Consider the following 22,158-nt stretch of genomic DNA (forward strand, 5'->3'; position numbering starts at 1 on the left):
AGCCGCAGGGGGCCTCGAAGACCGCAAGTTGACAGGGGACTGCCAGATGCGCGTGTTGCTGATCGAGGACGAGCCGACGACCGCCAAGGCGATCGAGCTCATGCTCACCACCGAGGGTTTCAACGTCTACACGACGGACCTGGGCGAGGAAGGCCTCGATCTGGGCAAGCTTTATGATTACGATATCATCCTGCTCGACCTGAACTTGCCTGACATGCATGGTTACGATGTGCTGAAGAAACTGCGCGTCGCCCGGGTGCAGACTCCGGTGCTGATTCTCTCAGGCATTAACGAAATGGACTCCAAGGTGCGCAGCTTCGGCTTTGGTGCCGATGATTATGTCACCAAGCCCTTTCACCGCGAAGAACTCACCGCGCGCATCCACGCCGTGGTCCGTCGTTCAAAGGGCCATAGCCAATCGGTCATCCGCACCGGCAAGCTCGCCGTCAATCTCGATGCCAAGACAGTCGAAGTCGATGGCAGCCGCGTCCATCTGACCGGCAAGGAATATGCGATGCTGGAGCTGCTCTCGCTCCGCAAAGGCACCACGCTCACCAAGGAAATGTTCCTCAACCACCTTTATGGCGGCATGGACGAGCCCGAGCTCAAGATCATCGACGTGTTTATCTGCAAGCTCCGCAAGAAGCTCAGCCTGGCTTGCGAGGGCGAGAATTATATCGAGACCGTCTGGGGCCGCGGCTATGTGCTGCGCGAGCCCGATGAAGTCCTGATGCACATCTCCGAGGTTGCCTGACAGACCGGAACGCTCCCAGTTACGTCCGGGGGTAGGGCCGCGGCACCGGGGGGTGCCGCGGCCCTTCGTTTGTATGGGCTATTTCGCCGACCAGACTTTGCGCCCGCCGACCCAGGTCTGCTCCACTTTCGTCGCGCGCAGGTCGCTGGGGCTGGCGAGCAGCGGGTCACGGTCGATGATGATGAAGTCAGCGCGTTGGCCCGGGGCGAGGCGGCCGAAGCGATCCTCGGCGAAACCCGCATAGGCGGCGCCAGCGGTGAACGCCCACCAGGCCTGTTCGCGCGTCACCTTCTCTTCCGGGCGCCAGCCGCCAAACGGTTCGCCGTTCGAGTCCTGGCGCGTGAAGGCAGCGGCCCAGCCGGCAAAGGGATCCGGGCTTTCGACCGGATAATCCGAACCGAAGGCAAGCGGCACATGGTTCTTCAGCATCGTCGCCCAGGCGTAGGCACCCGCCAGCCGCTCAGGGCCGAGCCTCGCCTCGGCCATGGTCCGGTCCGACGTGGCGTGCGTCGGCTGCATCGAGGCGATCGTGCCGTGCTGCGCGAATTTCGGGAGGTCGACCGGATCGATGACCTGGGCATGCTCAACCCGCCAGCGCCGATCGCCCTTATAGGTCTGCGACATCTCATCGATCGCATCGAGCACCTGGGCATTGGCCTTGTCGCCAATGGCGTGGACCGCGACCTGATAGCCGTCCATCGCGGCCCGGCTCATCTGGTTGCGAATGACATCATCCGCCATGAAGCCGGCACCTGATTGGCCGGGCGCATCGCTATACGGCGCCTTCAGCCAGGCGCCACGCGACCCCAGCGCGCCATCGGCATAGAGCTTCACACCGCCCATTCGCAGCCGATCGTCGTAAAGCCAGGGGGTCGGGCCGGCGCCACCGACACGGATCGCGGTTTCGACACCGAAGCCATAGCTCATGATCCGGATGCGCAACGCGCCGATATCGCCGGCGCGACGATAGCTCAGCCACTCGTCGAGGCTCGTCCCCATGTCCGACGTCGCGGTGATGCCGTAGCCGAGCAGGATCGATTGCGCCTTCTGGAACGCCATGTCGCGATCCTTGGGCAAGGGCTGTGGCACTGCCTTGTCGACCAGCGCCTGGGCCGCATCGACGAACACGCCGGCTGGGGCGAGGCCGATCTTCTCGATCCGGCCGCCGGGCGGCGAGACGCTTTTCGCAGTGACACCGGCGGCTTTCATCGCCGCACTGTTCGCCCAGGCGGCATGGCCATCGACACGTGCGAGCCAGACCGGGCGATCGCTGACCACGGCATCAAGATCGGCGGCGGTCGGGAAGCGGCCAAGGCCCCAGGCTTCCTGGTTCCAGCCGCCGCCAAGGATCCATTTCTTGTCGGGGTTCTCAGCGACATAGGCAGCGATCTTCGCCTTGGCCTCATCGAGCGATTTCGTGCCGGACAGATCGAGCTCGAGCGCGCGGAAGCCGAGCTCCATCACATGACCATGCGCGTCGATAAAGCCGGGGAGCAGCACCTGCCCCTTCATATTGGCGAGCCAATCGAGCTTGTCGGGCCGCCGGTCGCTCGGCTGCAGGAGGCGGACGACCTTACCTTCCGGCGAGATCAGCATGGCGTTGAAGTGGATGACATTGCCGGTCGCATCGAGGGTCATGCCGTTGACGTTATCGACCAGCGCATCGGCGAAAGCGGGGGAGGTGAGGAGGAGGGAAGCGACCGCCAAAATCAAGCCCCTCCCCTTCAGGGGWGGGGTTGGGGTGGGGGCCACAAGCGAGCGTCCGCGTGACTCCCCCACCCCCTGCCCCTCCCCTGAAGGGGAGGGGTGATTTTTGAAGCGCATCACTTCGGCAATCTCCTGATCAGCGAACTCGTATCACCTCGGCCGCCGCCCATCTTCTGAACGTCCGCATAGAATTGATCGACCAGAGCCGTCAGCGGCAGCACAGCGCCGTTGCGCTTGGCTTCGTCCAGCGTGAGGCCGAGATCCTTGCGCATCCAATCCACCGCGAAGCCGAAATCGAATTGGTCCTCGCTCATCGTCTTCCAGCGATTGACCATCTGCCAGCTCGACGCGGCGCCACCGGACACCGCCTCGAACACCTTGTCGGTATCGAGCCCCGCGATCTGGGCAAAGCGCAGCGCCTCGGCAACGCCCTGCACCACACCGGCTATCGCGATCTGGTTGACCATCTTGGTGGTCTGCCCCGCCCCGGCCTCGCCGATGTGAACGATGCGAAGTGCATAGGCCTGCATCAGCGGTTCGGCCTTCGCCATCGCCTCGGCCGTGCCGCCGCACATGATCGAGAGCTTGCCATTCTCGGCGCCAGCCTGACCGCCCGAAACCGGCGCGTCGACCACGAACAGGCCTTTCGCCCCGCCCTCGTCGGCAAGCCGCCGGGCGATCTTGGCAGAGACCGTGGTGTGATCGACGAACAGCGCGCCAGATGCCATCGCACCGAACGCACCATCCGGGCCGAGCGTCACCTCGGCGAGATCGTCGTCATTGCCGACACAGGTGAAGACCGCGTCCTTGCCCATCGCTGCCTCGGCTGGTGTAGCGGCAACTGAACCGCCATATTTGGCAGCCCAGGCTTCGGCCTTGTCTCGCGTGCGGTTGTAAACAGTGACCTGGTGCCCGGCGGCAACGAGATGCCCCGCCATCGGTGCGCCCATCACTCCGGTTCCGATGAATGCTATGGTGCTCATAGCGCCCGCGATAAGGCGTGTTTCTTCGAGGCGCCAGATAGTCTAGGCCGCGCGGCATGGCCACCGATCCCCTCCCCCTCGCCGAAGAGCTCCCCGTCACCCTGGCTGATGTCCAGGCTGCGCATGCGCGGATTGCCGATGCGATCGTCCGCACCCCGACCTTCATCAGCCACACCCTTTCGCAACTCACCGGCGCGACCGTTTACCTGAAGTTCGAGAACCTTCAGTTCACCGCCGCCTATAAGGAGCGCGGCGCCCTCAACACGTTGCTTCAGCTCAACCCGCAGACCAAGGGCGTGATCGCGGCCTCGGCCGGCAATCATGCGCAAGGCCTCGCCTATCACGCGCACCGGCTCGGCATCCCCGCCACGATCGTGATGCCGACCAACACGCCGACGGTGAAGATCACCCAGACCGAAGGGCATGGCGCGACGGTCATCCTGTTCGGCGACACCTTCGACGCCGCCTATGCCCATGCCCGCGAGATGGAGGCCGAGCACGGCTTTACCTTCGTCCATCCGTTCGACGATGTGCGGGTCATCGCCGGCCAGGGGACGGTCGCGATCGAAATGCTCGAGGACGTGCCGGCGATCGACACGTTCGTCACGCCGATCGGCGGCGGCGGGTTGATCTCAGGCATGGCGACGGTGGCCCGTGCCGCCGACCACAAGATCGAGGTGATCGGGGTCGAAGCTGAACTTTTCCCGTCAATGTTCAACCGCATCAACGGCACCGACATGCCTTGCGCCGGCGATACGCTCGCTGAGGGTATCGCGGTAAAGGAACCAGGCGAGATCACCGCAGTGATGGTGAAGGCGCTGGTCGACGACATCGTCCTGGTCAGCGAGCGCAGCCTCGAACAGGCGGTGAGCCTGTTGCTGCAGATCGAGAAGACGGTGGTCGAGGGCGCGGGTGCCGCCGGCCTGGCCGCGCTGCTGTCCTATCCGGAGCGATTTGAGGGCAAGACGGTCGGCGTGGTGCTGTGCGGCGGCAATATCGACACGCGCCTGCTCGCCAATGTCCTGCTTCGCGATCTCGCGCGCTCGGGCCGGCTCGCGCGCCTGCGGATCCGGCTTCAGGACCAGCCCGGCGCCCTGTTCAACGTCGCGCGGATTTTCGATACCGAACGGGTCAATATCATCGAGGTCTATCACCAGCGGGTGTTCACCACGCTGCCGGCGAAGGGACTGATCACCGATATCGAGTGCGAGACGCGCGACAAGGCGCATCTCGAGCGCTTGATGACGGCGCTCCGTGCAGGCGGTTATGAGGTCTCTCCGGTCGAGCTTGCCTGACGAAGCGAATCGTAGCTGCGGCGAAGCGAGTCCCGCGACTCTATCCGCGATTCCCCCGATAGGATATGATTCCGCGATGGTTGGCGCACGTCCTGCGCATGCGCGTAAAGCGCAAGACTCGCTAAAAAGACTTCGTTAACCTTCATTCATGGTAAAGCGGCTTTTCATCACGACTCAGTCGATTCATAACAGGTTCGAGCCGGGGGCAATCGCCGGCAAAATTTGGGGACCAAGGCGGTGACCGCGCCATTTCGTTTTCCGCGCTTCTTCGTGACAAGCCCGTCGCCTTGTCCGTATCTGCCGGGGCGGCAGGAGCGGAAGGTCTTCACGGAATTGAATGGTCCGCATGCCGGCGAGCTCAATGACGCGTTGGGGCGGATCGGGTTTCGCCGCAGCCAGTCAGTCGCCTATCGGCCGAGCTGCGCGGGCTGCACCGCCTGTGTCTCGGTCCGCGTCGTCGCATCCGATTTCGTCCCCAATGCCACGCAGCGCAGACAGATCCGCCGCAACGCCGATCTCGAGGTGAATGCCTGCCGCGCCTGGGCGACCGACGAGCAATATCAGCTGCTGCGCCGCTATCTCGCCTCACGCCACCCCGGCGGCGGCATGGCCGAGATGGACGAGGGCGATTATGCCGACATGGTCGAGCATTCGCCGGTCAACAGCTTCATCGTCGAATATCGCGAACCCGCCAAGAACGGCGTACCGGGCAAGCTGGTCGGCGCGTGCCTGACCGATCAGCAGGCGGACGGGCTTTCGATGATCTACAGCTTCTTCGATGCCGATCACCCTCTTCGCCCGGGGCTCGGCAACCAGATCATCATGGACCATATCCTGCGCTCGCGCAGCGTTGGCCTGCCCTATGTCTATCTCGGCTATTGGGTGAAGGGCTCGGAGCGGATGGCATACAAGACGCGCTATCGGCCGATCGAAGTGCTTGGCCCGTCGGGCTGGTCGATCCTCACCGATGAGGACATGACCTACGCGCCGCCCGCGCAGAAGAACGTCATGCTGGCAGACGAGCTGGCCTAATTTCTCGGCTATTGCCCGTTGCCGCCCACATGCAGATCCACAGCAAGCTCTTCGTCGCCCTCGCCCAGCCGAGAGCCGGCGACAGGTGCCGCGCCGGCTGAATCAAGCGCGACCGCGACGCGGGCATAGGCTTCGTCCGCTGAAAGGCCTGTACAGGGATCGAACGCCACCCAGCCTAAACCCGCGACACAGGCCTCGGCCCAGCCATGGGGCGCAGGGCGTGTGTCGCCTTCGAAGCAGACCGGGCTGTAGCCTGACACATAGCGCGCCGGCACGTTCAGCCCGCGCGCAGCGGTGCAGAATATCTGCGCCAGGTCCCTCGGCGTAACGGCCTTGAGGGCGAAGGCTTCCGCGGCGGTCCGGCCCGATACGGGGCGGCTGTGATCCAGCGCGAATTTGCGATGCAGGGCGCCGTTCAACGCATGCAACCGTTCGACCGGATCGGCGAGCGAGGCCACCGCGTCGGCGGCGAACTCGGCCAGGGCATCGTCGCCCTCGGTCAGCGCGGTCGAGCGCAGGAAGAGTGCGGGCGGCAATGGCTCGTGCGCACCGTGGACGATGCCGTTCGATGCGTTGGTCAGCACCTCACCCGCGACCGAGATCTCGATATGGTCGATTGGCCCCTCGACATAGAGCATCGTGATGCGGTTGCCGAAGCCGTCGCGGCCGGGGCGCATCCGCGCATCGCAATCGACATGGAGCTGCCAGTCCGCAACCGCCTGGTCATGCGTGTCCTCAGGCGTGAGCCGGAGCATCTGGGTGAGGCGACCCTGCGGGGCCGAGAAGCGATAGATTGTGCGGTGCTCGATCGTCAGCCGCATCAGCTGAACTTGAACTGGCGGCCGATGGCCAGGTGGAGCAGATCATTCTCGGCGATGAAGGCCTGAAGATATTGGTGTAGCCCGCTCGCAATGACCTCGCCCGACCTGGTCTTGGCAAGCCGCGAGTGCCGCATGCGCCCCATCCGGTCGGCCTCGCCGTGAAGGCCGGTGCGCTTTGCGAGGAGGTTGAGGATGTCGACCGCCTCCTCGACCGAGGCAGCGAGGCTGCGCGGCATTTCGGCGCGCGATATCAGGAGGTCGATCACGTTCGCGGGACGCAACCCTTCCGAATAGAGCCAGCGATAGGCGGTGACGGCGGACACTGTCTGGAGAATCGTTGTCCATTGATCGCGGTCGACCACGCCACCGACCTGCTCACCCTCGGGCAGCAGCAAATGATATTTGACGTCGAGCAGGCGCGCCGTGTTGTCGGCGCGCTCGACTGCCTGACCGAGGCGGATGAACCAGGTCGTCTGGTTGCGCAGCATGCGGTGGATCGCGCCCTCGAAGCCTCGCGCCTCGGTCTTCACCGCATCCACGAGGCCTAACGTCGCGGTGGCGCCGCCGGGGCTCGTACGGCTGTGGAAGATCAGCCAGGCGCGGTTGATCGCGGTCCATGCCTCGCGGGTGAGCGCGGTGCGGACGGCGCGGGCATTGTTGCGGGCCATGTCGAGACAGCGGACGATCGAGCCGGGATGGCTGCCGTCCAGCGTCAGGAAGCGCGCGACATGGCTTTGGGTGAGCGTCTCGCCACTCTTGGCGAAGGCCTCATCGGTCTCGGTGACTGCAAGCGCGCTTGCCCAGGCCGCTTCGCCGGCCGGGCGAGGCGAGAGAACATCGAGCCGGACAGTCGCTTCGACGAGGCGGGCGATGAAATCGGCGCGCTCAATGTAGCGGCCGAGCCAGTAGAGCGAGGATGCCGTGCGGGAGAGCATTACTTTAATCCTCCCCGGAACGGGGAGGACCGCGCTTGCGCGGTGGAGGGGCTTGGAGCGCGGCAATCACGCCCTCTAGCGATACAACGCGAATTGCGACGCTGAGCAGGTGGCGCAATCACTGCGCTCCAAGCCCCTCCACCAGCTTCGCTGCGTTCGAGCTTTGGCTTGCCCCCGGCAAGCCAAGATCGTCTCCGGGGGAGACGATCTCGCTCGAACGCCCTCCTCGTTCCGGGGAGGATTTGCGCCCCGCGCGTCACGACTTTTGTCCCTGAGCCATGCCGCCCATCGCCTGCGCCTGCACATTGCCGCCGTCCATCAGGACGAAGCTGTCCTTGGTGCCTCCGCCCTGCGACGAGTTCACCACCAGCGAGCCTTCCTTGAGGGCCACGCGAGTCAGTCCGCCAGGCACCACCTGAACGCCCTTCGAGCCGGTCAGAACAAACGGGCGAAAATCGACATGGCGGGGCGAAAGGCCGTCGTCGCTCAGTGTCGGCACGGTTGAAAGCGCCAACGTCGGTTGCGCGATATAGCGATGCGGCTCGGCGATCAGCGCGGCACGGAAGGCCTCGATCTCAGCCTTGGTCGCGGTCGGGCCAACCAGCATGCCGTAACCGCCCGAGCCGTCGACCAGCTTCACGACCACGTCCTTGAGATTGTCGAGAACATATTGAAGCGCCTGCGGCTCGCGGCAGCGCCAGGTCTCGACATTCGGCAGCTTGGCCTCGCTCCCGGAATAGAAGCGCACGATCTCGGGCATATAGCTATAGATCGCCTTGTCGTCGGCGATGCCGTTGCCGGGTGCGTTGAGCAGGGCGACATTGCCAGCCGCATAGGCGGCGATCAGGCCCGGAACACCGAGCATCGAATCCGGACGGAAGACGAGCGGATCGAGATAGTCGTCATCAATCCGGCGATAAATGACATCGACCTTCACCCGGCCGGCGATGGTGCGCATCCAGACGATGTCGTCGTCGACCACCAGATCGGCGGCCTCGACCAGTTCGATTCCCATCGAATCTGCAAGGAAGCTGTGTTCGTAATAGGCCGAGTTGTAGTGGCCCGGCGTCAGCACGACGCAGACCGGGTTCTGGCCCGAACCACTGGGCGCGACCGACTTCATCGTCTCGAGCAGGCGATCGGGGTAGGAGTCGACCGCCGCCACGCGGAAGTCGCGGAACAGCTCCGGGCAGAGGCGCAGCATCGCCTCGCGGTTTTCGAGCATGTAGGAGACGCCCGAAGGCGTGCGGGCATTGTCTTCGAGGACGAAGAATTCGTCGGGGCCGGTGCGGACCAGATCGATCCCGCAGATATGAGCCCAGACGCCGTGCGGCGGCCTGATGCCCGCTATCTCGGGGCGAAATTGGGGGTTGCCGAAGATCAGGTCCTCGGGGAGGACGCCCGCCTTCAGGATCTTCCGCTCGCCATAGATGTCATCGAGGAAAGCATTGATCGCCTCGACGCGCTGGATCAGCCCTTCCGAAAGGCGCGACCATTCATCGGCGAGGAAGATGCGCGGGACGATGTCGAAGGGGATGATCCGCTCGGACGCATCGCTGTCGCCATAGACAGCGAAAGTGATGCCGAGCTGGCGGAAGGTCGCCTCGGCGGATTGCTGGCGGCGGCGGAGCTCGGCGTCCGGCGTATCCTCCAGCCATTGACCGAGCGCGGCGAGTTCGGGTCTCGGCGTGGTCGAGCCACCCTTCCCCATGATCTCGTCAAACGCGCGCCCTGTCCCCATCGTTACGGTAAAGCCCCCAATATGCCGCCTTGTTCCATGCTGCGATGTTTTGCTGCGCCGCACAAGAGCCCAATTATCKGGGCGGCGACGGTTTCTGCTCAGCGGCGAGCGCGGTGTCGAAATCCTGGCGTGCCTTGGCGATGATTGTGTGGAGCATGGTGGGGTCGATGAAGGCATTCGCGTCGCCGGCGACTTGCTTCGCGTAGCGGCCGTGCACATCGGCGATGTCGGGGTGGCTCGGCAGCACGATGTCGGCGTGCATGGCATCAAGCCGAGTGAAGCTGCGCCGATAGGCTGCGACGATCCCGGGATAGCCGCGATTGCCAATCAGCTTGTTGCCGGCGACGGTGACGCTGCAGGGGAAGACGATCTGCAAGGTCTTCCCGGCTTCGCGCACCGGCATCGACCAGCTCGTGCAGCCAATGGTGTGGCCAGGGGTGAGGACAGCTGTCACCGCGACATCGCCGACGCGAACGACTTCGCCGTCGCGGATTACGCGATCGACCTTCACGGCCGGGAAGTTGGCGCGGCCATAGCTGTTATCGCCCTGATGCCGGCCCGCTTCGAGCGCGGGGCGGTCGCCGGCTGACGCGACCAGCTTCGCGCCGGTGTCCCGCTTGAGCTGGGCAAGTGCTGCGGCATGATCGAAATGGGCGTGCATGTTAAGCAGATATTTGAGCTCGCCCTTCTTCACCCCGATCGTCGCGAGGTTCCGTTCGATCTGTCCGGCTTCGGAAGCCATCGGTCCCCCGATGAGGATCGCGCCCTGCTTCGAGACAATCGCGTACACAGCGAGCCCCTTGGTGCCGACATACCAGACCGGGCCGGCGATGTGGAACGGCGCGGTGGGCTGAGACCAATCCGGCGCCGGGACCAGCGTATAGGGCGCGGGCTTCGGCTTGCTTGCGCCGCACAGCAGCGCACCAAACAGCAGGATGAGGGCGTGGCGTGTTTTCATAGCGCAGCCAGCATGCTTGAGGTCAGCACCTGCGGCAAGACCTGCGGCTCGGCGGCGCCGGGCGCGTAATAGAGATAGAGCGGCACGCCGGCGCGGTTATGCGCCTCGATGAAACGACCGAGCGCGGGGTCGCCGTCAGTCCAGTCGCCAACCAGCACCGCGACCTTGTGCGCGGCGAAGGCGCTGCGCGTGGTGTCGGTCTCGATCGCGACTTTCTCGTTGACCTTGCAGGTGAGGCACCAGGCGGCGGTGAAATAGGCGAAGACCGGACGCCCCTGCGCCCTGAGCTCTGCCAGGCGCTTTTCACTGAAGGGCTCGGCGCCGCCGGGAACCTGCGCCGTGGCCGCGGCCGGAGGGGGCGCGACACTCGCCAGCCATATCCCCGCTGCGACGATCGCGACGAGCATCACGACTGCCGGCGTGCCGAAGCCCAGCCCGCGCGCCTGCCGCCGGCCCGCTGCCCAGAGCACGACCGCTGCACCAAGCGCGACACAGAGCGCCACCGCAATCCCGTCGAGATCGATCTGATGGCCAAGCACCCAGACGAGCGCGATCGCGGTGAGCCACATCGGAATCGAGAGCAAGCGGCGGAAATTCTCCATCCAGAGGCCGGGTTTCGGCAGACGCTTGCGCAGGGCGGGCACGAAGCCGAGCGCGAGGAAGGGCAATGCCAGGCCGATCCCCAATCCGGCGAACACCGCGAGCGCCGCAGGCCAGGGCAACAGCAGGGCGGCGCCAATCGCGGTGCCCATGAACGGTCCCGCACAGGGCGTCGCGATGAAGGCCGCCAGTGCGCCGGTGGCGAAGGCGCCGCCTGCACCGCCGGCCCGATTGACGAAGCCGGGCGTCGGGATTTCGAATAGACCACCAAGGTTGAGTGAAAGCGCGACCGTCAGCAGCAGCAGCGCAACAATCGAGCCCGGGCTCGTAAGCTGGAACGCCCAGCCGACCGCGCTACCGCCCGCGCGCAACACCAGGATCGCGCCACCAAGCGCGACACAGACTGCGACCACGCCGGCCGTATAGGCAAGCGCTTCGTGGCGGGCGGATCGTTCGTCGAGATGGCCGCGCGCGAGGCTCAGCGCCTTGAGGCTGAGGATCGGGAAGACGCAGGGCATGACATTCAGGATCAGCCCGCCGAGCATTGCGCCGGCGAAGGCGATGAGGGTCGCGAGCCACACCCCACCCGGCGCGCCGGCGCTCGATCCCGACGCGGCGGTGACGGTCCCGGCGGCGGCGGTCACGAGCAAACCTTGTCCGGGTGCGATTCGGAGTACGCCGCTGAGCGGAGCCTTCGGAGTGGGACCGGCTTTGGTCTCGATGACGATGCTGTCACCATCGCGCGCCACCTTTTGCGGCGCCGCGTAATCGACCACGCCAGCGGTGATCGGGAAGAAATAGGCATCAGCAACAGGCGCGCTTGCAGGATAGGGTACCGCGATCCGCATCTGCCCGCCGGTTGCCTGGAAGGCGGCTTTGGCATCGAGCGGCTTCGGGATCGCGCGGCGCCACGCGTCGAACTGCGCGCGCGTGTCGGAAGCAATCGCACCGTCGCCCACCACCAGATCGATCGCGAGATCGGCGCTCTCGGGCACGCAGACCGTCTGGGTGCAGACGAGATAGGCGGCGTGAAGCTTCACAGGCAGCTTCGTGCCCACAGCGAGCCCCGCTGGTACCTTCAAGGTGACGAGCGGCGCATAGGGCGCTTCGTAGACATAGTTCATCAGTCCGGTGATCAACAAAGTGCCGGGGATCGGGTAGGCCGCGTCGCCCACGCTCGCGCCCTTTGGGAGAGTCCAGTCCAGCTTGGCGGGGAAGCCCGCATCGCCGGGGTTCTGCCAATAACCGTGCCAGCCCGGCTGCGGCTTCGTATCGAGCGCGAGCGTGACCTGCTGGCCGGCGGCGGGATTTGGCGTCTCGGCGACCAGCCGCATCGCCAGATGCGGGCCTGCGCCGAGGGCGCCGGGCGTATCTGCCGAGGCACTTGGGATCGCGACCAGGGCCGCGAGCATTGTCACAATCAGGTAACCCAGTGCGCGCATCGGCGATCCTTGTCGGCAATCCCGCTCTCGCTCATAGCGGCGGCGGGAGTGCATTGCATCCATGCTTAAAGGAACGCCATGAAAAGCCCGGTTTCGTTTGTCGCGTCCTCGATTCTCGCGCTTGCCGCCGCGATCGCCGTCCCTGCCGCGGCCCAGACCGCCGCCAAGCCACCGAAGCTGATCGTCGTCATCTCGGTCGACCAGTTCTCCGCCGATCTGTTCCAGGAATATCGCAGCCATTTCACCGGCGGCTTCGCGCGGTTGCTGACCGGCACCGTCTTCCCCTCGGGCTATCAGAGCCATGCCGCGACCGAGACCTGCCCGGGCCATTCGACCATCCTGACCGGCTTCCGCCCCGAGCATACCGGCATCATCGCGAACAACTGGATCGACCAGAAGGCGCCGCGCACCGACAAGCAGGTCTATTGCGCGGAGGACGAGACCGTGCCGGGCAGCACTTCCACCAGCTACACCGTCTCCGACAAGCATCTGCTCGTCCCGACGCTTGGCGAGCGGATGAAGGCAGCGAACCCGGCGAACCGCGTCGTCTCGGTCGCGGGCAAGGATCGCGCTGCGGTGATGATGGGCGGCCACCGCGTCGACGAACTCTGGTGGTGGGACGGCAAGGCATTCGTCTCCTATGCCGGCCGCGCGACCCCGGCCGTCGTCGCGCGCACCAACGCAGCCGTCGCCGCGCGGATCGCCCAGCCCGAGGCAGCGATGGAGGAGCCCGACTGGTGCGCGAGCCATGACCACGCCGTTCCGCTTTCCGCCGACAAGAGCGTCGGCACCGGCCGTTTCGAGCGCGAGGCCGGCAGCATGGCGAAGTTCCGTGCCTCGCCCGCATTCGACGCAGCGATCCTCGCGCTCGGCGCAGGGATGATCCAGGACATGAAGCTCGGCCACGGTCCGGCGACCGACATCATCTCGATCGGCGCGTCGGCGACTGATTATGTCGGCCACACCTATGGCACCGAGGGCGCCGAGATGTGCATCCAGATCGCCAATCTCGACCGGTCGCTCGGCTCTTTCTTCGATGTGCTCGACGAGACCGGCGCCGATTACGAGGTGGTGCTGACCGCCGATCATGGCGGCAACGACGTGCCCGAGCGCGAACGGGCCAATGGCTTGCCCGAGGCGGCGCGGGCCGATGTCGCGCTGGCACCCGCCAATATGGGCCGCGAGATCGGGGCGAAGCTCGGCATCAAGGGACCCCTGCTGTTCGGCGATATCCCCAATGGCGATGTCTGGATATCGATCGCGCTCGACGCGAAACAACGCAAGGCGGTGCAGGCCGAGGCGATCGCGCGCTACAAGGCGATGCCGCAGGTCGCCGCCGTCTTCACCGCAGCGCAGATCGCCAAGAGCCGCGAGCCCAGGGGGCCGGTGGAGAACTGGACGCTGCTGGAGAAGGCACGGGCCTCGTACAATCCGGCGCATTCGGGCGACCTGCTCGTCTTCCTCAAGCCGCGCGTCACGCCGATCCCCGACCCGACCAAGGGGTATGTCGCGACGCATGGCAGCCCGTATAATTACGACCGGCGGGTTCCAATCCTGTTCTGGCGCAAGGGCATGGCGGCGGCCGAGCATCCCGGCGCGATCGAGACGGTCGATATCATGCCGACGCTGGCGGCGCAGATCGGCCTCCCGATCGCGGCGCCAAAAGTCGACGGCAAGTGCCTTGATCTCGCAACGGGCAAACCCTGCCGCTGATTGCGGAGGCGCGCCTCGGGTGTTGTCGATGAAATTCCCTGTTCCGGCTCCGATAACAGGGAATTTCTTTTTTATTTTGACGCTGGCCGTAATTATTTTGCTGACATTCAGATACTTGACCGAAATTTCCTCGCACGAGCGCCTCGGAACAGGGAAATAACAGGGAATTAACAGGGAAATGCGGGCGCGGCGGCGGGCGCGGCAGCCGATTTCAACAGACCAACGATGAGAAGGAGCGGTTTGGGCTTCTGGCGTCCCTTGCATCCTTATGACCGATCCGCGGATGCGGTTGAATCGCGCGGGCAACGCCGCCGTCGATTGACTGGGTGCCGGTGATGGGCGGATGTATCGGGCGACCGACCCGATAACGGTTTCGTCACCCGACTTTGCCCTGAAAGACCCTCAAGGAGCGGTGCTTTCCGGCGTAACATAGCGGCCCATAAACAGGATCATGCCGGTGCGGTTGTCGACCAGTGCGAAGAGGAAGGGATGATCGGCGCGGAAGATGAAGGGCGGGGGTGGTGGCGGGCCGGCACGCCGGCCGGTGACGATCATGTCCATCACGACCGCCGTCGCGGCCGCGGCTTCGGTACCCTCTTCTTCGACATCGATGGTGGTCTGATGAATCACATGAGCGATCTTGAGCCCGCTCGCATTCGGGTCCCCGCCGGGGTAAGGAAGGGTCGCGATGCCGGAGAAATCGGCCTCATCACCAAAGGCCGTGGGCGCGCCCATGCTGCCGAGATCGCCCTTCAAGTCTGAGCGCCAGTCCAGATGCAGCTTCGGCAGGGTCACTATCGTTTGCCGGGACCTGTCCTTCAGATCATCCAGCCAGCGTTTGAGGTCCGGCCAGGTGAGGCGTTGCTCGAATTTGCTCAGCCCGCCTGGAGAATTGGGCAGAAATATCACCATGTCCACTTCGCCGCCCTGATAAGGCAGGCGGATTCCCTTGACGCCGGCACGCTCCAAAACGTGGAATTTGGCTTCGGCATGCATGAGGCTGGTCTGCACCCGTTTGCCATCGGCTGTCGTGAAGGGCTCAACTTTCGTCGCGGACTTGGCAAAGGGGCGCCCCCATTTGCCCTTCCAGTAGATCGCGTTGACCAGCACGGCGGCGGTGAACGAGGTCACGTCGCCCGGGTGAAGCAGATCCCTGATCTTGTCGTGGGTAGCATCTTCAACCCAGCGATTGATGGTAAGCCGCGAGGCCTCGGCGTCCTTGCCGAAATCGGTGCGAGCAAAGCCTGCCTTGGCATAGCGGGCGATATCGGCTTCGAAATCGGGCTTCACGGGCATGCCGGTCCGCAGCCAGACGGAATTGGCTGACTGGAGCTGGTAGCCGGGTCCGGAAAAATTCATTGCCGCCAGCAATTGCGCATCGGCGCGCAGATATTCGGCGGGTGGCGCGTTGAAATGCAGCGTGCGATTCAGCTCATCCGCGGTTTGCCCAACCGCGCCGCGATACGCCAGGCCGACTGCGACCGAGACGCTGGCCGGCGAAAGCAGGAGATTCTGGCCAGGCTTGATCTCGCGCTTGTAGAGATCGAGCGAGAAGGCGTTGACCCCGTCAACGGCGTTGTGCCCGTCCTGATCCAGGCTGGCGCGAACAGTCGTCGGAGGGGCGGGCGTATTTGGCGGGGACGCCTCTTGCGCCTGCAGAGAGGTGGTCATCAGCAAGCCGAGACAGCCAAGCGGAATACCCAGATAGCGATGGATCACAGCCATTCCCCCTTGTGTTCGGTATTGGAAGTGGATGGTTGGAACGTCCGAATATTCGATGAACGCGTCGCACCTCGACGTTGCGGCGAGCCGGCCTGAATGCCACGCTGAGCGCGATGACTGATCCACTATCGCCTTCGATCGATACGCGCGTACGAGAAGCGCTTGAGACCGTTTATCGCGTGTTCGCGGCGCCGGCGCCTTTGACGATCGAAGGCTGTCCCTGCTGCCTGGCAACACGCGGCGTCGACGTCTTGCTGACGACACCGCTGCGCGCGCTGACTGGCCAGGCACTGTGGTCCTATGTGTCGGGCGTCTTCTACACTGTCGGCAGCGAACGCGATTTTCGATACCTGCTGCCGCGTATTCTGGACGTCGCAATCAACGATCCCGGGAGCTTGAACGATATCGAGATCGTGCTCGGCAAGCTGAAGCTGGCACATTGGCAGTCATGGTCGACGGACGAACGTACGGCGATCGCGTCCCTTGTGGACGCCTGGTTCGAGCGCGTGCTTGCGAATGATCTGATCGAGGTGGCCGAGGGTTGGACTGGCTGGGAGGCAGAGAGCCTGCTCTGCGGCGCGGCGCGGGCGGGACTTCCTCTCACGCGGTTGCTCGCGCGCTTGCAGGAGCCCGACGTCGCGATCGTTCTTGCAGATATGAAAGAACGCGCACCCGAGTTGTCAGGATTTTGGGAGGATGCGCCGGCGGGCTTTGCCGCGCTATCGGCAATTCTCGCACGATAGAGCCAGCCGCGCGCGGCCGTTTTGCTTCGTCAGGCCGAACTGCCCCAAGTCCGTCCGTTCCGGATTGACGCCGTCCTGGTGGTGCCGGATGTATCGGCCATGGCCGCCTCCCCCGCATCGCTGATCGACCCGACGCTTCCCGAAATCAGGGGGCTTGCCGATTACTGGGCGGTGCGGACCGGGCGGGCGCAGGCGTCTGACCTGTCGGAGATGCAGTCGCGGTTGCTGCTCGACATGCTCGGGCTCGGGCTCGAGCAGACCATCACTTATCTCGGACGGGAATGGCCGGACTATGCGGCGTTCGAGGCGTGGATCGTCGAGACCGCTGGGCTGCCCGATCCGCTGCTGCTCGCGCGCTATGATGCCTGGCTCGACGGGGCGCCGGTGCCCGAGGCGATGCAGCGGCGGATCGCGGCGATCGATGCGGCGCCGCCGGTGCTCGGTGCCGACGATCTCGCGATATGGGAGCGCGAGGGCTATGCCATCCTGCGCGAGGCGATCACCCGCGAGGAGGCGCGTGCGGCCGAGGCGCTGTTGTGGCGGCAGGTGAAGGGCACGCCCGACGACCCGGCCAGCTGGTTCAACAGCGCACGCAACAACGGCATCATGGTTCAGTATTTCCAGGATCCGGCGCTCGAGCCGGCGCGGCGATCGGCGCGGGTGCACAAGGCGTTCGCGCAGCTCTGGGGCACGGCCGATCTCTGGATGACGGTCGACCGGATGAGCTTCAATCCGCCGGAGCGGCCGGGGCGGCCATTCCAGGGGCCGCGGCTGCATTGGGATGTCAGCCTGGCATTGCCTATCCCGTTTGCGACGCAGGGCATTCTGTATCTGACCGATACCAGTGCGGATCAGGGTGCGCTTCAGCTGGTGCCGGGGTTTCAGCATCGCGTCGCGGCGTGGCTCGAGGGGCTGGGGGATGCCGATCCGCGTGAGGTCGATCTCAGCGGCGAGGCGCGGACGATCGCGGCAGGCGCCGGCGACCTGATCATCTGGCGGCAGGATCTGCCGCATGGCGCAAGCCCGAACCGCGCGGAACGGCCGCGGATGGCGCAGTATATCAATATGTATTCGGCTGATCTGGAGAGCCATCCGGTCTGGCGGTAGCTGGGGAGGGGCGCGGCGAGTTCGTCGCTGTTTCTCTTCCCTTCCCCAGCGAAGGCTGGGGCCCAGTTGGGGGACGAACGTGGTGAGCGTTGCGCGCGGTTATTTTGGCCTTCCCAACTGGCCCCCAGCCTTCGCTGGGGAAGTTAAGTGAAGTGAAGGGAAGATGGGGGTTCGCCTTGCGACGTCACGGCAACCGCCTCACTCTCGTTGCGGAAGCGGCACTATCGAGTTCGGGCGAATCGGAGTACGACCAGCGGGCCAGATAAGTTGGGGAGCGGAACATGAGCTTTGCACGCATCATCGCGACCGGCGTTGTGATCGGTTTTCTCGCGCTCCCGACCATTGCCGCGGGCGATGGCGGCGGCGGCGGGGGCGGCGGCGGGTCGATGCCCAGTGCGACGCAGCCGCAATATGATGCCGCGGCGGAGTATCGCAAAGGCGTGGAGGCGCTGAAGGCCGAGAAATTCGCCGACGCAAAGCGCGCCTTCGACCATGTCCTGTCAGTGGCGCCGCGCGACGCCAACGCAAACTATCTTGCCGGCCTCGCCCGGACCGGCCTCGGCGATTACAAGGGCGCCGCCCGGCCGCTCGAAAAGGCAGTCAAGATCGACCCTTCGCTGATCGGCGCGCAACAGCAGCTTGGCATTTCCTATGCCAAGACGGGCGACAAGGCCAAGGCACAGACCGTGCTCGACGGGCTGACGGCGCGCTCCACGGCCTGCGCGCAAACCTGCCCGCAAGCGACCGACCTCACCGCTGCGATCGCAGCGATCAACGCAGCGCTCGGCACCGGCCCGCAGGCCCGGGTCGATTCAGCGCCGGGGCCGCTCTTCGCAAGCGCCGCCAGCGGCGACGCCGCCTATCTCGCTGCCGTCGCGCTGATCAACGAGCATCGCTATGCCGAGGCGATCACCTCGCTCGAGCAATCGCGGCGCGCGTTCGGGCCGCACCCCGACATCCTGACCTATCTGGGCTTCGCCAACCGCAAGCTCCAGCGTTACGACATTGCAGAAGGCTATTATCGCGAGGCGCTCGCGCTCGCCCCGCATCATCGCGGCGCGACGGAGTATTTCGGCGAGTTGATGGTCGAGCGCGGCGACCTTGCCGGCGCGCGCCGGATGCTCGCCGCGCTCGACGCCCGCTGCAGTTTCGGATGCGCGGAAGCGGAGGAATTACGCGGATGGATCACGACCGGGCACGGCAAGGCTTCCTGATTCTTGCCGCAGCCGGGTTGGTCGCCGCAGCAGCGCCCGCCGATCCGCCATTGCGCGCGGAGCGCTGGCTCGCGCCGGCGGCGCAGCTGGCGGCGCTGACCCGCGAGCCGACGGAATGCCTTGCCAAGCCGGGAAGCGCCAACGCGGCGAGATCGATCGCGATCGGCCGCGCGGCGTTCCGCGCGCCGCTGTTGCTCGGCGGACAGGCGGCACGGGCGGGCCTGTCCTGCTCGAGCTGCCACCGCAACGGCCGGGGCAACCCCGATTTCCTGTTTCCCGGCATCTCGGGCGCGCCCGGCACTGCCGATGTGACTGCCTCTCTGCTGAGCTCGCATCGGGGCGACGGCATCTTCAACCCCAGGCCGATCCCCGATCTCGCCAGCCCGGTTATCGCCCGCAAGGTGTCGCGCGACCGTGGTGATCCGGCGCTCGCGACGTTCATTACAGGGCTGATCACGCAAGAATTCGACGGCCCAGAGCCGCCGCCGCGCGTGCTGGCGGGCGTCGTCGATTATGTCCGCGCGCTATCGCCCGAAGGGTGCGGCGGCGACGCGACCGTGCCGATCACCCTCGAGACCTATTTGGGGGATATCCGCCGAGCGCTTGACGCAGCCGAGAGTGCATGGCGCGTGCGCGATGCTGCGACGACGCGGCTGTTGATCGGCGTGGCGAGATCGAGCCTCGGGGCGATCGACGAGCGTTACGCGGTCCCCCGCCTCGCCCAATCCCGCGCGCGGCTGGAAGATGCGGACCTTTCGCTTGCCGCGATACAGCGTGCGATCGACACTGATCCGGCGCGTGTCGCTTTGCGCATGGCGGCGTGGCGCGGGACGATGCCGCAATGGACGAAGCCTCTCATCGCCGGCGAGCGTGAATCGCTGTTCGACCCTGGTGTTTTGCGCGCGCATCTGGGCTGAAGGGCAGGCCGTCACCCGGAGCCGCAGGATCTTCAAGCGATGCCGGCTAGTCGCCGTTTCTCTTCAGCACTTCCCCAGCGAAGGCTGGGGCCCAGTTGGGAAGGCCAAAATAACAGTGCTCAACGCTCATTACGATCGTCCCCCAACTGGGTCCCAGCCTTCGCTGGGGAAGGGAAGAGGAAGAGGGGGGTGAAGAGGGGGCGTGCGCGCTATCGGGTCTCGAACATCCGCACGCCGGCGCCGAGCTTGTTCGCGCCCACCGCCAGCCGTTCGTGACTATAGTCAGCGACGAACGCGGGGCTGCGGGTTTCCCCAGGGGCAAGCGTCGCAACGTTGCTCTCGACCCTCAGGCCAGCCGACTTGTACAGCTTCGCCTCGGCGCCAACCACGACGAAGCCGGTCCAGTTCTCCTTCTCGCGGCCCTGGACGAAGGTGTTGCGGGTGATCAGGCCGGTCGAGCCATTGGGCAGGTCGATCATGTAATTGGTCTTGCGGCCGCCGGTATCGTCGAAACTGTTGTCCGCGATCGTGACATTGGGGACGCGCAGCTTGACGTAATGGCCGCCGCGCCCCCGCTCGAAGCGGGAGTTGGTGACGGTGACCGAGCCTTCATTGGCGAGATAGATCCCGTGGGCGCAATCGGGGCTCTGGTCGCACTGGCCGAGGCCGGCGAAGGTCGAATGGTCGATCACGATCTTCTGGCCGTTGGGTTCGCCGCCGAGAATGCCTTCCTGGCTGTCGAGGAACATCGAATTGGTGACAGTGAGATTGCCCATCTCGGTGCGGATCCCAGCGCCGTTGCCGTCCGCGACGCGCAGGTTGCGGAAGACGAGGCCGTCGACCGTCGAGCCCTGGCCGCGCAGCACGAACGCCGCCTTGCCCTCGCAGGCGGTGCCGTCAAAGATCGCGGTGCCGGGCTGGACTGCCTTGAAGGTGATCACGCCGCCGGCCTGGATGGTGCACTGGTGATAGACGCCTGGTGCGATCAGGATCGTCGCCGTGCCCATCCGTACCGATTGCACAGCCTCGTCGATGGTCGCGAAGCCCTGGCCGGTCTGCTGGATCGTGAAGGGCGCGTGGCCGGTTTGGGCGGCTGCGGGGATGGTCAGCGCGAGCGCGATGATCGGGATGATGATGTGACGCATCGGGGTCCTGGCTCCTTTGCGGGAGGAATGGACCCGGAGCGGCCGTGGCGGAAGGTAAATTGAGAGTTAATAATCCGGCGCATTGGCCAGCATGAGGCCGACCTGGCCGGTATCGGCGAACTCGACCAGCTCGACGATCTTGCCATCGGGACCAAAGCGCCAGATGTCGAGCAATTCGCTCTCGATATACCGCCCGCCGCCCGCCGCTACGCTGATCCGGATGCGCGCCGCGACCCGATCGCCGTCGACCAGCGCATCGAGCCGCTCGACTTCGGCGAAATGGAACTGGTCGATCAGTCCGCCAATCGCGGTTTCGGCGTCTTCGGGCTCGGCCGACACGCCGACCATCCGAAAGGTCGCGCCGGGTGACAGAAACGACAGGACCTCGGGAAGATCGCCGCGCTGCCGCGCCGCATAGGCCGCGTCGATTGTCTGCAACATCGTTGCCCGATCCATGATCGTCTCCCCGCTTCGAAGGCGGGGCTATTGTAGCAGGTGGGGAGGCGAGCGGCCATCATCGGTCAAACCGGAATGGATGTTTTGGGTTTGGGATGTGGCGTGGTGGGGGCATGCGCATGTCGCGTTTGACGGCCTTCAATCCTTCTCCCCTTGTGGGAGAAGGAGGGAGGAGCGAAGCGACGGAAGGATGAGGGGGAGTGAGGTTCGGGTCCCCTAACCAAGAGAGTCCCCCTCACCTTTCCCAAGCTTCGCTTGGGCCCCTTCCCACTCCCGCAAGGAGAGAGGGAGAAGAAAGAAGTCAGTCCGGGTTCGGCCGCAGCCACCGCTCCGCTGTCGGCAGGTCAATCCCGCGGCGCTCGGCATATTCCTCTAGCTGGTCGCGGCCGGGCCAGCGACGAGTCCGAATTAGCCGCGGCGCGGACCGTTTAATTGGCGTTGTGCGCCTCTGCCTTGCGGGCGCGGCGTGCGGCGGCACGTGCCTTTCGAGCCTCATGTTTGGAAAGTACCCTGACCAGGATTGGCATTGTCATGGGGCGTCGCGTGGCAATCGCACCGGCCAGGATCATGTCATCCTCATAATTGACCTGGGCTTCTACCGTGGGCGCATCCTGTGCTGCCGCCGCCAATGGCATTGCCATGCTCGCGAGCATTGTGGCCGCCAAAACCGCGCGGGCCGGAAGCCGGTACGACACGCACGTCTCTCCCGAGCACGTCGCCAGGAATGCCATGCGACCGGCATCGTCCATATCGGTGAGGTCGAATACCTGCCGCTGGCACATGCGGCAGACATCTCCATCCATGATCTCATCGAGACGGTCCACATAGGGACAGGGGCGCTCGATTTTCGGGAATATCGGCATCGTCCGCTTC

At 65.2% G+C, this 22,158-nt stretch carries 19 protein-coding genes; 8 read left to right on the forward strand and 11 right to left on the reverse strand.

Annotation, left to right across the window (positions count from 1 at the left end; translation table 11 throughout):
* The first annotated feature begins 46 nt into the window (after nucleotides 1–46).
* Nucleotides 47–754, forward strand: coding sequence for a response regulator transcription factor CtrA (ctrA, locus tag AC1DVS_RS23575; RefSeq protein WP_478026920.1), 708 nt, complete (start codon nucleotides 47–49; stop codon nucleotides 752–754).
* 78 nt (nucleotides 755–832) lie between these two features.
* Here ctrA and AC1DVS_RS23580 read toward each other — a convergent pair whose 3' ends face one another.
* The gene (locus tag AC1DVS_RS23580) at nucleotides 833–2,461 is read right to left on the reverse strand and encodes an amidohydrolase (RefSeq protein WP_478026922.1); all 1,629 of its coding nucleotides are present in this window, start codon (nucleotides 2,459–2,461) and stop codon (nucleotides 833–835) included.
* A gap of 116 nt (nucleotides 2,462–2,577) precedes the next feature.
* Complete coding sequence (locus AC1DVS_RS23585; RefSeq protein WP_478026924.1) at nucleotides 2,578–3,444, reverse strand: NAD(P)-dependent oxidoreductase; 867 nt, start codon at nucleotides 3,442–3,444, stop codon at nucleotides 2,578–2,580.
* A gap of 56 nt (nucleotides 3,445–3,500) precedes the next feature.
* On the opposite strand from AC1DVS_RS23585, the gene AC1DVS_RS23590 reads away from it, so the two are divergent.
* Both AC1DVS_RS23590 and AC1DVS_RS23595 read left to right on the forward strand, forming a co-directional pair.
* A complete protein-coding gene (locus tag AC1DVS_RS23590; RefSeq protein ID WP_478026926.1) occupies nucleotides 3,501–4,739 on the forward strand; it encodes a threonine ammonia-lyase in 1,239 nt (412 codons plus the stop codon).
* 237 nt (nucleotides 4,740–4,976) lie between these two features.
* Nucleotides 4,977–5,771, forward strand: coding sequence for an arginyltransferase (locus AC1DVS_RS23595; RefSeq protein ID WP_478026928.1), 795 nt, complete (start codon nucleotides 4,977–4,979; stop codon nucleotides 5,769–5,771).
* An 8-nt stretch (nucleotides 5,772–5,779) separates the two neighbouring features.
* On the opposite strand, the gene AC1DVS_RS23600 is transcribed toward AC1DVS_RS23595, so the two are convergent.
* The 5 genes from AC1DVS_RS23600 to AC1DVS_RS23620 all read right to left on the reverse strand — a co-directional run bounded on the left by AC1DVS_RS23600 (nucleotide 5,780) and on the right by AC1DVS_RS23620 (nucleotide 12,268).
* On the reverse strand, nucleotides 5,780–6,592 hold the full coding sequence (locus AC1DVS_RS23600; protein WP_478026930.1) for a transglutaminase family protein: 813 nt from the start codon (nucleotides 6,590–6,592) through the stop codon (nucleotides 5,780–5,782).
* Complete coding sequence (locus AC1DVS_RS23605; RefSeq protein ID WP_478026932.1) at nucleotides 6,592–7,527, reverse strand: alpha-E domain-containing protein; 936 nt, start codon at nucleotides 7,525–7,527, stop codon at nucleotides 6,592–6,594. Before AC1DVS_RS23605 ends, AC1DVS_RS23600 begins: the two co-directional genes overlap by 1 nt.
* Before the next feature lie 256 nt (nucleotides 7,528–7,783).
* On the reverse strand, nucleotides 7,784–9,268 hold the full coding sequence (locus AC1DVS_RS23610) for a circularly permuted type 2 ATP-grasp protein (RefSeq protein ID WP_478026934.1): 1,485 nt from the start codon (nucleotides 9,266–9,268) through the stop codon (nucleotides 7,784–7,786).
* A gap of 73 nt (nucleotides 9,269–9,341) precedes the next feature.
* Entirely contained in the window at nucleotides 9,342–10,226 is an 885-nt protein-coding gene (gene bla / locus AC1DVS_RS23615) for a subclass B3 metallo-beta-lactamase (protein WP_478026936.1), read from the reverse strand.
* Nucleotides 10,223–12,268, reverse strand: a complete 2,046-nt coding sequence (locus AC1DVS_RS23620) for a protein-disulfide reductase DsbD family protein (protein WP_478026938.1) — start codon at nucleotides 12,266–12,268, stop codon at nucleotides 10,223–10,225. The genes bla and AC1DVS_RS23620 overlap by 4 nt, the downstream gene beginning before the upstream one ends.
* Nucleotides 12,269–12,346: 78 nt before the next feature.
* On the opposite strand from AC1DVS_RS23620, the gene AC1DVS_RS23625 reads away from it, so the two are divergent.
* A complete protein-coding gene (locus AC1DVS_RS23625; protein WP_478026940.1) occupies nucleotides 12,347–13,981 on the forward strand; it encodes an alkaline phosphatase family protein in 1,635 nt (544 codons plus the stop codon).
* Nucleotides 13,982–14,383: 402 nt separating this feature from the next.
* Here the strand turns inward: AC1DVS_RS23625 and AC1DVS_RS23630 are convergent, their stop codons facing one another.
* The gene (locus tag AC1DVS_RS23630) at nucleotides 14,384–15,706 is read right to left on the reverse strand and encodes a serpin family protein (protein WP_478026942.1); all 1,323 of its coding nucleotides are present in this window, start codon (nucleotides 15,704–15,706) and stop codon (nucleotides 14,384–14,386) included.
* Between the two features lie 197 nt (nucleotides 15,707–15,903).
* Here AC1DVS_RS23630 and AC1DVS_RS23635 point away from each other — a divergent pair, with 197 nt between their 5' ends.
* From AC1DVS_RS23635 to AC1DVS_RS23650, 4 genes are all read left to right on the forward strand, one after another.
* Nucleotides 15,904–16,446: a hypothetical protein gene (locus AC1DVS_RS23635; protein WP_478026944.1), complete on the forward strand. Its 543-nt coding sequence runs from the start codon at nucleotides 15,904–15,906 to the stop codon at nucleotides 16,444–16,446.
* A gap of 99 nt (nucleotides 16,447–16,545) precedes the next feature.
* Nucleotides 16,546–17,553, forward strand: coding sequence for a phytanoyl-CoA dioxygenase family protein (locus AC1DVS_RS23640; RefSeq protein ID WP_478026945.1), 1,008 nt, complete (start codon nucleotides 16,546–16,548; stop codon nucleotides 17,551–17,553).
* Between the two features lie 281 nt (nucleotides 17,554–17,834).
* Nucleotides 17,835–18,767, forward strand: a complete 933-nt coding sequence (locus AC1DVS_RS23645; RefSeq protein WP_478026946.1) for a tetratricopeptide repeat protein — start codon at nucleotides 17,835–17,837, stop codon at nucleotides 18,765–18,767.
* Nucleotides 18,734–19,684, forward strand: a complete 951-nt coding sequence (locus tag AC1DVS_RS23650) for a hypothetical protein (protein WP_478026947.1) — start codon at nucleotides 18,734–18,736, stop codon at nucleotides 19,682–19,684. Before AC1DVS_RS23645 ends, AC1DVS_RS23650 begins: the two co-directional genes overlap by 34 nt.
* 209 nt (nucleotides 19,685–19,893) lie before the next feature.
* Here the strand turns inward: AC1DVS_RS23650 and AC1DVS_RS23655 are convergent, their stop codons facing one another.
* The 3 genes from AC1DVS_RS23655 to AC1DVS_RS23665 form a co-directional block, all read right to left on the reverse strand.
* A complete protein-coding gene (locus tag AC1DVS_RS23655) occupies nucleotides 19,894–20,829 on the reverse strand; it encodes a right-handed parallel beta-helix repeat-containing protein (protein WP_478026948.1) in 936 nt (311 codons plus the stop codon).
* 66 nt (nucleotides 20,830–20,895) lie between these two features.
* Complete coding sequence (locus AC1DVS_RS23660; RefSeq protein ID WP_478026949.1) at nucleotides 20,896–21,285, reverse strand: nuclear transport factor 2 family protein; 390 nt, start codon at nucleotides 21,283–21,285, stop codon at nucleotides 20,896–20,898.
* Nucleotides 21,286–21,713: 428 nt separating this feature from the next.
* The gene (locus AC1DVS_RS23665; RefSeq protein ID WP_478026950.1) at nucleotides 21,714–22,148 is read right to left on the reverse strand and encodes a hypothetical protein; all 435 of its coding nucleotides are present in this window, start codon (nucleotides 22,146–22,148) and stop codon (nucleotides 21,714–21,716) included.
* Nucleotides 22,149–22,158: the final 10 nt, after the last annotated feature.

This window comes from Sphingomonas sp. P3_C5, assembly GCF_056402635.1.